We start from the raw sequence: 13,903 nt of genomic DNA, 5'->3' as shown, positions 1-13,903 counted from the left end.
CCAACAGGATCACATTATTTGATGATTACCACATGATCATAATAATGGTATGAACGAAAACAGAGAAATAAACGCTTTGTTCCACCTGTTGGATGATCCGGATCTGGAGGTATTTGATACTGTTGCCAGTAAAATATTACTGTACGGTAAAGATATTATTCCAAACCTGGAGAATTTGTGGGAGAATACAATTGACGAAGCTATTCAGGAAAGGATAGAACTGCTGATTCATCGGGTACATTACCAGGATTTGCAGGCAGCGTTACGTGTATGGGGACTTTCGGAAATGCAGGACCTGTTGCAGGGCGCCATACTGGCGGCCAGGTACCAGTTCCCTGACCTGATCGATTCCCAGATTATCACAGAGATAGACCGTATCAAACGTAATATCTGGCTAGAACTAAATAATTATCTTACACCACTGGAACAGATCAATGTGCTGAACAGCATGATCTATAACTATTTTGGCCTCAAAGGAGAAGAAGTTTCCTATCAGCGCAAAAATCAGTTTTTCATTAACCAGGTCATAGAATCCAAAAAAGGGAATCCAATTACCAACGGTATCATCTATTCGGCCTTATGCGCCATGCTGGATTTACCGGTGTATGCCGTCAATATACCCCGGCAGTTTATCCTGGCTTACTTCGACAGTTACGTTGATTTCTCCGGTCCGATAGACCCTTCCGATCACCGGATCTTATTTTTTATAGATCCCATTCAAGGTCAGATCTATACCCAACAGGATGTAGATACCTACCTGAAAAGAGTACAGGTACCATCTGTTCCCTCTTACTTCAAGCCACAATCCAATAAACGGCTGATACAATTCCTGCTGGAAGAATTATCCAAATGCTTCCGGGATGACAAGGATGCATATAAACAGGATGAATTAATGAATTTAGCGAGTATACTGGAAGACTAGTGCGATTTTTTGTCATTGTTCAGGATTATACTGATTTAGATGATTTTCCTGAACAAAGACAAAATCCGTATAATTAAGAAGCCCACCGCATAAGCGATGGGCTTCTTAATTTCTTGCAAGAAAGATATTATTTGATATAATAATCTCTTACTTAGCTGGAGTTGCAGCAGCAGCTGAATCAACATGAGCAGCAGCAGAAGAATCAACGTGAGCAGCAGAATCAACTGGAGCAGCTGCTGGAGCAGTTGGAGCAGCGTTCATAGTGTCAACAGTTGTAGTTGCAGTAGAATCAGCAGCTGGAGTGCTACCACCGTTACAAGCTACAAAGAACATACCTGCAGCAACAGCGAATACGAATAATTTTTTCATTTGATTGTTTGTTTTATTTTTAAAACCGCCGCAAAGGTATACAAATTTTATAAATTACAAAATCCTGTCATCTCTTTTTTAGCGAAACGGCTATTTTTGTCTGAAGAATATCTTCAATGGCACCCCGGTAAAGTTGAAATTCGTACGGATCTGGTTTTCCAGGTAGTTACGATACGGTGTTTTCACGTCATCCGGGAGGTTACAGAAAAAGGCAAATGCCGGCGTGTGCGTAGGCAGCTGCGTAACATATTTAATACGGATAGGAGTACCTCTTACTACCGGCGGATGATACGCTTCAATCGCTTTCAACAAAATTTCGTTTAATACGGAAGTCTGGATTCTGCGTTGACGGTTATCATATACTTCCAGCGCGGTTTCTATCGCTTTGAAAATACGTTGTTTCTCTGTTACAGAGGTAAAGATGATAGGAACATCGGAGAATGGCGCCAGGCGCTTCTTCAGTTCTTTTTCATAATCTCTCGCGGTGTTGGTACCTTTTTCCATCATATCCCACTTGTTCACCAGCACCACAATGCCTTTACCTTTGCGGGTAGCCAGACTGAAGATGCTGAGATCCTGTGCCGTAACGCCTTTTTCGGCATCCAGCAACAACATCACCACGTCAGACTCATCTACTGCTTTGATCGCACGGATAACGGAATAAAACTCCAGGTCTTCATTTACCTTGTTCTTACGCCTGATACCTGCGGTATCGATCAGCATAAAGTCTTTCTGGAACATGTTGTAACGGGTGTGAATGGTATCACGGGTAGTACCGGCGATATCAGAAACGATATTGCGCTCTACACCTACCAGTGCATTCAGCAGGGATGACTTACCTACGTTCGGTTGCCCGATGATCGCAATTTTCGGCAGATCATTGTCGAGGGTAGCATCTCCCATTTCAGGAGTAATGTTGGTCACTACTTCATCCAGCAACTCACCAGTACCGCTACCGGTCATGGAGGAAAGGAAGTGAATATGTTCAAAACCGAGGCTGTAAAACTCCGTGGCTTCCAGCTGGCGTTGATGGTTATCTACTTTATTTACTACTACGTATACCGGTTTGGAAGTACGGCGGAGAATATTTGCCACGTCTGCGTCCAGGTCTGTAATACCTGTAGTCACATCACACATAAAGATGATCAGGTTGGCCTCTTCCATGGCCACTTTCGCCTGTTTGCGGATTTCCCGCTCAAAAACATCATCACTGTTAGTTACAAATCCGCCAGTATCAATTACGTTGAAGGTTTTGCCATTCCAGTCGGCAACACCATATTGTCGATCACGGGTTACACCGCTCTGGTCATCCACGATGGCCTTACGTTGTTCCAATAAACGGTTGAACAACGTTGACTTGCCTACGTTGGGACGGCCCACGATAGCTACTGTAAATCCTGCCATTTTTTATTATATTTTGTCGTACTAACCTGAATAATATATCCAGGAATTTTTCTATAATTAATATCCGTATTCCTTCAGAAACGTATCATTATCACGCCATTTTCCGCGTACTTTCACAAACAGTTCCAGGAATACTTTTCTTTCTATGAATTTTTCAATGTCCTGACGGGCCAGGGTGCCTATCTCACGGATCGATTTACCTCTTTCGCCCAAAATGATTCCTTTCTGGGTGTCGCGGGTAACAATAATTTCTGCTGTTATTTTTGTCAGCGTTTCCTTCTCCTGGAATTGCGTAACAATTACCGTGGTGTGATAAGGAATTTCTTCTTCGAATAACTGGAATATTTTTTCACGAATCATTTCTGCCACGAAAAATCGTGTAGACTTATCCGTTAGTGTGTCATCAGGATAAAAAGCGTTTGCATCCGGTAAAAGTGCTACAATTTCTGCGAGCAGTTCTTTAATACCTTTTTTTTGCATGGCAGATACTGCTACCACCGCTGTTGCTTTTCCCCAGGCCTTTGCACGATCAATTAAAACAGCCATTTCCTCCTTAAGGATATTGTCCATTTTATTGATGATAAGGATAATGGGTACTTTCAGTTTCAGTGAGTCAAACATCTCCAGGTTTTCTTCCAGAGAGTCTTTCGCATCCATGATCAACAAGGCCACATCTGCATCTTCCAGGGCAGATTTTACTGCCCCCATCATTTTCTCGTGCAACTTATACTTGGGATCAATAATACCCGGAGTATCAGAAAATACGATCTGATACGCAGGGTCTGTTAATACCCCTGTAATACGATGCCGCGTGGTTTGCACTTTGGGAGATATAATAGCCAGCTTTTCACCGATAATGGCGTTCAGCAATGTGCTTTTCCCCGCATTGGGCTTACCGAAAATATTTACAAAACCTGCTTTGTGCATGATGACAATTAAACGCTGCTTTCACAACTCAAACTTACGGAAATAAAAAAAGCCGAATTTCTTCGGCTCTTAAATCTTTTAGATGCTCTTCAGCTCTATTTTTGTAGCGAGGAGCGGATTCGAACCACTGACCTTCGGGTTATGAGCCCGACGAGCTACCTCTGCTCTACCTCGCAATGAGGGTGCAAATATAGGATTATTTTCATTCCCGCCAAATCTTTTTAAAAGAAACACAAAAAGCCAACCATAAATGGTTGGCTTTCATATTGGAATGCTTGATACACTTTTAGAATGGAAGATCGTCAGCGGGCTGTTCCTGAACCGGTTCTGCATCAGGAACAGGGGTTTCTGTTAAGGTTGCCTGTCTTTTTTCCTCATCCCTACGGCTGAGTAACTGCAACGAGAAAACCCTCAGTCTTAAAGCGCCAGACAATGCACCGGTGCTGTTGCTTACATAAGCCTCCACTTTTGGAGCCCCTTCTACATAAACCATGACACCCTGCGTTAAATAAGGAGCTACGTTCCCTTTGTCCCACAAGGAGCAATCTACCCAGGTGGTTCTTTCCTCCAGTATGCCCTGCGCATTTTTAAAACGCTCATTAACAGCTACCGGGAAATTAAAAACGGATGCCCCGTTGACTTCTTTTTTCACTACATCGCGGCCAAGATGCCCGATTAACTGAAGCTTGATCATCAGAAATAAAGATTTAAATAGTTAAAAATTTATAAAAGATGATTGAGAGAAGTATCAACGGAAATTACGCAAAATTCTGTCTCTCAAAAAATATTTTCTGATTATTAATACATACAAGTATACCTTTGCAGTAACACAATACATGGGGTGCCTTACTTTCAGGCTGAGATCACACCCAATGAACCTGGACCAGGTAATGCTGGTTAGGAAATGAACGAACAGAAAACAGACATACTTACATGAAACAGCTAATGTTATTAGTGCTGCTATCTATAGCAGGCACTTTGCATGCACAATCCCTGGTTACCGGTACCGTTACCAATAAAACCAGTGGCCAACCACTGGAAGGTGTGACCATCGCTATTAACCAAACAGGCGCATTAACCGACAGCAAAGGTCATTACAGCATCCGCCTTCCTAAAAAAGGAAGCTATACTTTAACCGCCAGCTTCATCGGTTTCAAATCTTTCAGCACAAACGTTAATGCACATAATAATGCCCAACAGGAAGATATTGCACTGGAGATATCTCCCCTGTTTGTAAAACCGGTAGAGATCAGCAGTCTGCGTGCAGGAAAAAATTCTCCCTTCGTCAATACCACTATATCAGCAGCAGATATAAAGAAAGCAAACCTGGGCCAGGACTTACCCATTTTACTCGATCAACAACCAGGTGTGGTAACCAACTCAGACGCAGGTACCGGCATCGGCTACACCGGCATGCGTGTACGCGGTTCCGACATCACCCGTATCAATGTTACGGTAAACGGTATACCTGTAAACGATGCAGAGTCACAGGGAACTTTCTTTGTAAACATGCCCGACTTTGCCTCCTCTGTAAGCAGCATTCAGCTGCAACGGGGTGTAGGTACTTCCACCAACGGCGCCAGTGCTTTCGGTGCAACCCTTAACCTCAGCACTAACGAATTCAACGAAAAAGCATACGGCGAAATCAGCAATAGCTACGGCTCTTTCAATAGCTGGAAACACACCGTGAAAGCAGGTTCCGGACTGATCAACGACCACTTCACCATCGATGCACGCCTTTCTAAAATTTCATCAGACGGATATATAGACCGCGCAACATCCGACCTGCGCTCCTTCTATACCTCCGCTGCATATATTTCCAAAAAGACAGCTATACGGCTGAATGTCTTCTCCGGAAAAGAAAAAACATACCAGGCCTGGTATGGTGTACCACAGGCGCTGCTGAATACCGACCGGACGTATAATCCTGCAGGTACCGATAAACCAGGCAGCCCTTACGATAACCAGACGGATAACTATCAGCAGGATCATTACCAGTTATTCCTCAACCAGGAAATCAATACTCACCTGAATTTTAACGTGGCCTTTCACCTCACCCGCGGACGTGGCTACTATGAAAATTATAACGGTTTTCAACCACTGGCCAATTATGGTATTCCGGGCCAGGTCATCAATGGTGTGAAACGGGATACGGCAGATGTGATTAACCAGCTTTGGTTAGATAATTATTTCTACGGCAGCGTATTTTCTGTAAACCGTACTGGTGAAAAATTCAACTGGAGCCTCGGCGGTGGCTGGAACAGGTACACCGGCGACCATTACGGAAAAGTAATATGGGCAGATACGCAGTTTGAAAAAGATCATGAATACTACCGTTATCCTGCTGCAAAAAATGATTTTAATATCTACTGGAAGGGAGAATATAAAATCACATCTGCACTGAGCATCTTTGCGGATATGCAATACCGTAATATCATGTACAACATGGACGGCTTTGAAGCGGCACCGGAATACATCGCGCACGTTAACTATAATTTCTTCAATCCAAAGGCAGGTATCTCTTATAACATCAACGCCACCAACCGCGTATTTGCGTCCGTAGCAATTGCACACAAAGAGCCTAACCGCAGCGATTTTGAAAACAACTACGGCGTGGCTACTCCTAAACCGGAAATACTGCGCGATGTGGAAGCCGGCTATTCCTGGAATAACAGCATTGCTGCCATACAGGCCAATGTATACTACATGAACTACAAAAACCAACTCGTACAAACCGGGGAGCTTACCAATGTTGGCGCATATGTGCGTACCAATATTCCGAAGAGCTACCGCATGGGTATTGAAATAAATGGTAACGTAAAACTGGGCAACATTGTGAGCGTAGCTGCCAACGCGGCATTGAGCCAGAACAAAGTACTGGACTACGAGGCCGTTACCTATGATGCTGTTTACGCAAAGCACACGCAGGTATTCAACAAAACTGATATTTCTTTCTCCCCTACTTTCGTAGGTAGGTTAACGTTATCTGTGAAGCCGGTTAAAAATCTGAACATCGATTTATTGGGTAAATATGTAAGTCGTCAGTACATGGACAACACCTCCAACAAGGATGGTAGCCTGGATGCTTACTTTGTGAGCAACCTCCGGATTAACTACGTTGTGCCGCAAACGCTATTCCGCGAACTGGGATTACAGTTCATGCTCAATAATATTTTCGATGCAAAATATGAACCCAATGGTAGCACTTACTCCAGCTACGATCTGACGAACAATCGCGTAGCGTATGATAACTATTACTACCCCATGGCAGGGATTAATTTCTTTGCAGGAATTACCATTAGCTTTTAGCTTTTAGCCATTAGCTTTTAGTAAATGCAGCGAAGACCAACATATATTCATCTCCGCCGCATTTACTAAAAGCTAATGGCTAAAAGCTAACGGCTAACAGGCACCAAACGGATACCACGAAGATTCATCACTCCCAGACCTGGTTTGGTTAATGCTTTCACCAACACGGTATTCACGCCTTTCTTCGATAACACCACAGTACCTAACTCCCAGTCTTTATAAGCGCCCCAGCTGTTATCCGTACCCTTTACCACTCCAGTCAATGTGGTATTACCAGCACTTACTGCAATCTTTGATCCGGCAGAAGCATCTGTACAAGCAGTACTCAAAATCATTTTGTATTTACCTGGTTGCTTCACATTAATATTCCAGGTAACGGTTCCTTCCAGCGACATCCAGTTGTAAATGGTTGCCTGCTCACCTACAGATAACCCCACTCCATTAGCGAGAATAGCATCACCGGCTACTAAATTATAGGTGCCATCCGTTTCCGGATAAATGCCTTGCGCAATCAGCGAGGTACCCGTCACATCCAGTTCTATCACGGTAGCAGCACTGTTTTTAAATGCTTTGTTGCTCACATCGATAAATAATCCGCGTTCATCAGTTTCTATTTTTAATGGTGCATGTGCAGCATCTGCCAGGAAGAAAGCCTGCGGCGTTACGCCTGCATCCGGTGCCAGCGGCACATGCAAGCGATTATCTGCGGGCCAGTTGAATATATGCAGGAAGAACCTGCCTGGCTTTGTAGTGATACGGCCCCAGTTTACCTTGCCGATGGTATTAGCCCTGGAGCCATAGATGGCCTCTCCGTTTAAGCGCATCCAGTCACCGATGCCATGCATCAGTTCTATGCTTTTGCCCGGAATAGTACCATCGCCCATAGGCCCTACATTCAACAGGTAGTTGCCTCCTTTGGAAACGATGTCTATCATGTTATGTACCAGGTCTTGCTCTGTATGCCATTTCTGGTTGTTCTTACTGTATCCCCAGGTTCCATTCATGGTCATACAGGATTCCCAGTCCATGCCTTTAAAGCCGGTTTCGGGAATAAACTGTTCCGGTGTTACCAAATCACCATTCGCACGGGTATATTCGCTGTTATGTTCAAAGGCGTATAACCGGTTGTTCATAATAATGTTGGGATGATGCTTTTTCACCATCGCTACTAACGCATTAGCGCCCCATTTTTCGCCTTGAATCTCCATGGAGCTGTAATCCCACCAAACCACATCAATAGGCCCGTAATTGCAGAATATTTCTTCTKCCTGCTGATGCATATAAGCGACATACTTTGCATTATCGCGACCTTCATTTTTCACACCGCCAGGTGCCGGCATACCATGCTCTACATAAGCATCCGGGTGATGCCAGTCTACCAGGGAAAAATAAACGCCAACCCGTAATCCCTGTTCATGCAGGGCGTTTACGATTTCGCGGAACAGGTCTCTCCCGGTAACATCCATTCCATCAAAGGTGGTAGTTTTACTATCGTGCAAAGCAAACCCTTCGTGATGCCTGCTGGTAAAGATCACATAGCGGCAACCAGCGTCTTTCGCTGTCTTAGCCCATTCCCGCGCGAAATCTTTTTTTGGTTTGAAGAGCGGTGTTAACTTCGCCGCATATTCCGCTGATGGCACGTTGGCCATATTCTGTATCCATTCTACACAACCATCGTAATCTTTTCCGTTCCATTCTCCTGCAGCCACGCTGTACAGTCCCCAGTGCACAAACATACCAAAGTGTGCATCTCTGAACCAGCGCATACGGGCATCCCTTATGGCTTCGGGCTCTGTAGCATTGGCGATCAACCCCGGATCCTGTTGTGCATAAGCAGCGGAGGCTGACAGCAGGACGCTTGAAAGACATAATTGTAAAAATCTTTTTTTCATTTGTTCAAACTGTTTATGTTGATAACCATAGTAAACGAAAGTGGCAGGCTGTATACGCTCTTTGGTCCTATAAGATAAAAAATATTTCAAAGCGCAAAGCTTTGCAGTGGCTGCATCGGGGAATTTGTCAATATTAATTCAGTAAGCGGGAAGATAATACCAATAGTGCATGGCAGGAAGGTGAAACGAAAGAGCCGCTTGATAAATTCAAGCGGCTCTTTCGTTTTTATCATCAAAAATTATATTAGACTGCTATTTATCACATCAGCTATTCAGCAATTGCTCCAATGCTTTATCCACTGATGCAAAAGGGAAACCCTTTATCACCGCATCCATCTGCGCGGCAATTTGTTCTGTACATAAATTACCGATACTACCTGCATGTGTATGTGCTACGGCCTTCTCTGGCGAGAAAGTACCATTCTCTATATCCATTCCCACCTTTTTATAGGCTTCACGGAAGGGTGTACCCTGCAATACCAGGTTATTCACTACTTCTACACTGAATAGGTATTGATACTTGTTGTCATCCAATATATTTTCCTTGATACGGATATTCTCCAGCATCAGGCGACTCATACGGATACAGTCTTTCAGTGTTTGAAAAGCAGGGAATAAGTTCTCTTTCAACAGCTGCAGATCACGGTGGTAGCCGGAAGGCAGGTTGGTGATCATCATGGCAATTTCGTTGGGCAATGCCTGCAATTTATTACCATGTGAGCGGATCAGCTCCCATACATCCGGATTCTTTTTATGTGGCATGATGCTGGAACCGGTAGTGAGTTCGTCAGGGAAGCTGATGAAACCAAAATTCTGGTTCATAAATAAGCATGCATCCATGGCCATTTTAGCGATGGTGGAGGCAATACCTGCCAACGCAAAAGATACTATTTTTTCTGTTTTACCACGCCCCATTTGCGCATACACCACGTTGTAGTTAAGCGTATCAAAACCCAGTAAAGCAGTGGTCAACTCACGGTCAAGGGGGAACGAAGAACCGTAACCGGCAGCAGAGCCGAGCGGGTTTTTATTCACCACTTTGTAAGCACCCTGTAACATGGTGAGATCGTCTACCAGGCTTTCTGCATAGGCACCAAACCACAATCCGAAAGATGATGGCATCGCTATCTGCAGGTGGGTATAACCTGGGATCAGGTGTGCCTTATACTTTTCACTTTGTTGCTGTAACAGGTGAAACAGCGCCAGCACTTCTTCTACCATCGTTTGCAGCTCATGGCGCAGGTACAGTTTCAGGTCTACTAAAACCTGGTCGTTCCGCGAACGGCCACTGTGAATTTTCTTGCCTACTTCACCCAAACGGCGGGTCAGCAACAATTCTACCTGTGAGTGAATATCTTCTACCCCATCTTCCAGCTTAAAATCACCAGCCTGTATTTCCTGGTAAATGTTTTTCAGCTCCTGCTTTAATACGGTCAATTCGGCCGCTTCCAGCAATCCAATACTTTGCAGCATGGTGATGTGCGCCATAGAACCCAGCACGTCAAACGGTGCCAGGAAGGCATCCATTTCACGGTCTTTTCCAACGGTAAACTGTTCTACCGCCGCTAAGGAAGCTTTATCTTTTTGCCACAATTTCATAATAATATAGTTTTTCCATGCTGCATGACAGCCTGAAATTAAAAATCATATTTACCAAAAACACGCTGCTTTATCTCCGGCCACTCTTCTTTAAGCATGCTGAAATAAACAGTGTTGCGCACTCTCCCGGCACTGGTGATCATATGACGCCGGAAAATACCTTCCTGCGTACAACCCAGGCTCAGAATAGCATTGCGCGACTGCGTATTCAGTTCATCTGTTTTAAACTCCACACGGTTCAGCCCCATCACTTCAAATGCATGTTGCAGCATAGCATGCTTCATAGCTTTATTCAGCCCCGAACCATGCAGGGAAGGGCTGATCCAGGTAGACCCGATTTCTGTACGTTTATGAAGCAGAGATAAACCCATATAACGGGTAGAACCCACGATACGGTTTTCTTTTTTATCGATGATCACAAATGGAACTGCTTCTTCCGCCGCTCTTTCTTTTAATGCTTTCTGAATATATTTCTCCAGGTCCTCTTTACTTTCTACTTTATTTAACTGTACCGTCCACAGAGAAGCATCCGCCGCAATTGACCACAGGTCCTCCAGATGTGCTGCCTGTAAAGGTTGCAGCAAAACACGCTTATTCTCTAAAACAGGTTGAAAGTCCATATCACTGTATCATTTCAAGTAACTGAATATAACTGTTTATACCCTCTTTAATTTCATGCAGGTGAATATATTCATCTGCGCTATGTGAGCGGGCAGAATCGCCGGGGCCCATTTTCACAGAGGTAGCAGGAATCAGCGCCTGATCTGAAGTGGTAGGCGATCCGTAGCAGGTTTTACCTACACTTATGCCAGCCAGTACAAACGGGTGATCCATCGGAATAAAGGAGGGCCGCATACGCATAGACCTTGGTTTCACTTCACAGGATACATTGGCGCGGATGATCTCCAGCAGCTCTTCCAACGTATATTGATCTGTAGCCCGTACATCTACTACAAAGGAACAATCTGCCGGCACTACGTTATGTGCTTTATTGGAAGTATTGATCACGGTAACGCTCATTTTCACGGGTCCCAGTGTTTCAGATACTTTCGGGAAACGATAGTCCTTAAACCAGTTCAGATCCGGCAATGCTTTATACAGGGCATTTTCGCCTTCTTCTCTCGCCGCATGGCCCGCTTTGCCCACGCTGTTGCAATCCAGCACCATTAAGCCTTTTTCAGCAATGGCCAGTTGCGTTAAAGTGGGCTCCCCTACAATCGCAAATTCAATAGGGGGCAGCTGGGATAAGATACTTTCTATACCATTGACACCGCTGATCTCTTCTTCTGCGGTAGCAGTGAGTATGATGTTGTAGGTAAGATCACGCTGGTGATAAAAATGCAGGAACGTAGCGATCAGGCTTACCAGGCAACCTCCGGCATCATTACTTCCGAGCCCGTACAGTTTACCGTCTTCCACGTCCGGACTGAAAGGGTCGCGGGTATATTGCGGATTTGGTTTTACCGTATCATGATGGGAGTTCAGGAGTATATTACGTTTGGAGGGATCGTAATGTTTATTGCGAGCCCAGATATTATTGAGATKCCGCTCATGCGGAATATCCATGGCCGTCAGGAAATCACTGATCAGTTGCGCAGTGCCGTCTTCTTCGCGGCTTAACGATGGGGTGGCGATCATCTGCTTTAACAGCGCCACGGCCACATCATATAGTTTTTCGTTCCACATAGGTTAGCATATTAGAGTGCCTGCCACTTTTGCTGTTGTATTACTCAGAACATCGTCTGCATGTCCTATCAGCACTTCTTTTACACCATTTTCAATGGCACCGAAAGCGTTTTGCAGTTTAGGCAATATGCCGTCTGTCAATATTTTTTCTGCCAGCAACTGCTGGTAAATGTCTTTGTTGATTAAATTAATCACGGCGTCATCATCTGCCGGATCACGTAATACCCCTTTCTTCTCAAAGCAATAAATGAGTCGTACACTGTAAAATGCAGACAATGCAATGGCAAGAGATGAGGCGATGGTATCCGCATTGGTATTCAGTATCTGTCCTTTACCATCATGTGTAAGCGGTGCAAACACCGGCGTGATGCCAGCTTCCAGAAGGGCCTTCAGCGGAGCAGTATGCAATATCTCCGTCCTGACATCTCCTACAAAACCGTAGTCAATGTCTTTCACCGGCCTCTTTATCGCTGGAATAATATTACCGTCAGCGCCTGTTAAACCCATGGCATTACAGTCATTCGCCTGCAGTTTTGCTACCAGCTGTTTGTTAACCAAACCACCATATACCATCGTTACCAGGTCAATAGTTTCAGCATCCGTAATCCGTCTGCCATCCACATACTTTGACTCGATACCCAGCTTATCACCGATACGGGTAGCTATTTTACCACCACCATGTATCAGGATTTTTTTACCAGGTACGGCTGCAAACTTTTCGAGAAAGGTTTGCAGCAATACCGGGTTGTCTATAACGTTTCCGCCTACTTTAATGATAAATAAATCGATCATAATTATCCTTTCAGTATTTCACTCAAAACCGCCTGGGCAGCCCATACCCGGTTACCAGCTTCTTGTATTACGATAGATTGCGGTCCGTCCAGTACTTCATCCGCAATGACTACATTCCTTCTTACGGGCAGACAGTGCATTACTTTAGCGGAATTGGTGAGTTTGAGTTTTTCATTGGTGAACATCCAGCTGGAATCCGTACAGGTAACTTTACCGTAATCCTTGTAGGAAGACCAGTTCTTTACATACACAAAATCTGCATCCTGCAAAGCTTTATCCTGATCGTATTCAATACGCGCATTGCCAGAGAATTTCTCATCCAGTTCATACCCTTCCGGATGAGTGATCACAAAATCCGCTTCCCCCCAGGCATTCATCCACTGTGCAAAAGAGTTAGGAACAGCCTGTGGCAGTGCTTTTACGTGAGGTGCCCAGGTCATTACCACTTTAGGCTTACGGGATTGATTCCAGTTTTCCTTAATAGTGATCACATCTGTTAAACTCTGCAAAGGATGCAACGTAGCACTTTCCAGGCTAACTACCGGCACACCGGCATATTTAATGAACTGGTTGATGTACTTCTCAGTATAATCTTCTTCTTTATTTTTTAAACCCGGAAAAGTACGGATAGCGAGTATATCGAAATACTGTCCCATTACTCCTGCCGCTTCTTTTACGTGTTCAGTAGTGTTACCATTCATGACAACACCATCATTCATTTCCAGCGCCCATCCTTCCTTATCAATGTTAAATACGATAGGTTCCATACCCAGGTTTTTAGCAGCCACCTGTGTACTTAACCGTGTTCGCAAACTGGGGTTCAGGAATATCATTCCCACTGTTTTATTCTTCCCTAATTCCTGGTCCCTGAAAGGATCTTTCTTGTAGTTCAACGCAATGTCCACTAACCGCGGGACACTGGGAACATCTGCTGTAGAAATAAATTGTTTCATTTCGCTTATAGGCTTTAAACAGATAGTGGAAAGATGTAAAGGCACACTAT

The 13,903-nt window shown here is 44.4% G+C and carries 12 protein-coding genes and 1 tRNA gene; 2 read left to right on the top strand and 11 right to left on the bottom strand.

What is annotated here, in order from left to right; all coding sequences use genetic code 11:
* The first annotated feature begins 49 nt into the window (after positions 1 to 49).
* Positions 50 to 922 carry a transglutaminase-like domain-containing protein gene (locus AC1DCV_RS29620; protein ID WP_441577353.1) on the top strand — a complete coding sequence of 291 codons (873 nt, stop codon included), beginning with the start codon at positions 50 to 52 and terminating at the stop codon, positions 920 to 922.
* Between the two features lie 147 nt (positions 923 to 1,069).
* Here AC1DCV_RS29620 and AC1DCV_RS29615 read toward each other — a convergent pair whose 3' ends face one another.
* From AC1DCV_RS29615 to AC1DCV_RS29595, 5 genes are all read right to left on the bottom strand, one after another.
* A complete protein-coding gene (locus AC1DCV_RS29615) occupies positions 1,070 to 1,291 on the bottom strand; it encodes a hypothetical protein (RefSeq protein ID WP_441577357.1) in 222 nt (73 codons plus the stop codon).
* Positions 1,292 to 1,381: 90 nt separating this feature from the next.
* Positions 1,382 to 2,695 (bottom strand): ribosome biogenesis GTPase Der, encoded by a 1,314-nt coding sequence (gene der, locus AC1DCV_RS29610; RefSeq protein ID WP_441577358.1) that lies wholly within the window; start codon positions 2,693 to 2,695, stop codon positions 1,382 to 1,384.
* A gap of 57 nt (positions 2,696 to 2,752) precedes the next feature.
* Complete coding sequence (gene era / locus AC1DCV_RS29605; RefSeq protein ID WP_441577359.1) at positions 2,753 to 3,622, bottom strand: GTPase Era; 870 nt, start codon at positions 3,620 to 3,622, stop codon at positions 2,753 to 2,755.
* Positions 3,623 to 3,726: 104 nt separating this feature from the next.
* Positions 3,727 to 3,798: transfer RNA gene (locus AC1DCV_RS29600), tRNA-Met, on the bottom strand.
* A 110-nt stretch (positions 3,799 to 3,908) separates the two neighbouring features.
* A complete protein-coding gene (locus AC1DCV_RS29595) occupies positions 3,909 to 4,316 on the bottom strand; it encodes a single-stranded DNA-binding protein (RefSeq protein WP_477026552.1) in 408 nt (135 codons plus the stop codon).
* Between the two features lie 239 nt (positions 4,317 to 4,555).
* Here AC1DCV_RS29595 and AC1DCV_RS29590 point away from each other — a divergent pair, with 239 nt between their 5' ends.
* Positions 4,556 to 6,931, top strand: coding sequence for a TonB-dependent receptor (locus AC1DCV_RS29590; protein ID WP_477026551.1), 2,376 nt, complete (start codon positions 4,556 to 4,558; stop codon positions 6,929 to 6,931).
* 86 nt (positions 6,932 to 7,017) lie between these two features.
* On the opposite strand, the gene AC1DCV_RS29585 is transcribed toward AC1DCV_RS29590, so the two are convergent.
* From AC1DCV_RS29585 to AC1DCV_RS29560, 6 genes are all read right to left on the bottom strand, one after another.
* A complete protein-coding gene (locus AC1DCV_RS29585; RefSeq protein ID WP_477026550.1) occupies positions 7,018 to 8,823 on the bottom strand; it encodes an alpha-L-fucosidase in 1,806 nt (601 codons plus the stop codon).
* Between the two features lie 264 nt (positions 8,824 to 9,087).
* Positions 9,088 to 10,422, bottom strand: a complete 1,335-nt coding sequence (argH, locus tag AC1DCV_RS29580; protein WP_477026549.1) for an argininosuccinate lyase — start codon at positions 10,420 to 10,422, stop codon at positions 9,088 to 9,090.
* Between the two features lie 38 nt (positions 10,423 to 10,460).
* Positions 10,461 to 11,042, bottom strand: a complete 582-nt coding sequence (locus AC1DCV_RS29575) for a GNAT family N-acetyltransferase (RefSeq protein WP_477026548.1) — start codon at positions 11,040 to 11,042, stop codon at positions 10,461 to 10,463.
* A gap of 1 nt (position 11,043) precedes the next feature.
* Positions 11,044 to 12,108 carry a M20 family metallo-hydrolase gene (locus AC1DCV_RS29570; protein WP_477026547.1) on the bottom strand — a complete coding sequence of 355 codons (1,065 nt, stop codon included), beginning with the start codon at positions 12,106 to 12,108 and terminating at the stop codon, positions 11,044 to 11,046.
* 3 nt (positions 12,109 to 12,111) lie between these two features.
* Positions 12,112 to 12,900, bottom strand: a complete 789-nt coding sequence (gene argB / locus AC1DCV_RS29565; RefSeq protein ID WP_477026546.1) for an acetylglutamate kinase — start codon at positions 12,898 to 12,900, stop codon at positions 12,112 to 12,114.
* A 2-nt stretch (positions 12,901 to 12,902) separates the two neighbouring features.
* The gene (locus AC1DCV_RS29560; protein WP_477026545.1) at positions 12,903 to 13,853 is read right to left on the bottom strand and encodes an N-acetylornithine carbamoyltransferase; all 951 of its coding nucleotides are present in this window, start codon (positions 13,851 to 13,853) and stop codon (positions 12,903 to 12,905) included.
* Positions 13,854 to 13,903 lie beyond the last annotated feature (50 nt).

It is taken from the genome of Chitinophaga sp. 10T418 (genome assembly GCF_056394125.1).
The sequence above is the reverse complement of the archived record's forward strand: the minus strand, read 5'-3'. Positions and strand labels throughout refer to the sequence as shown.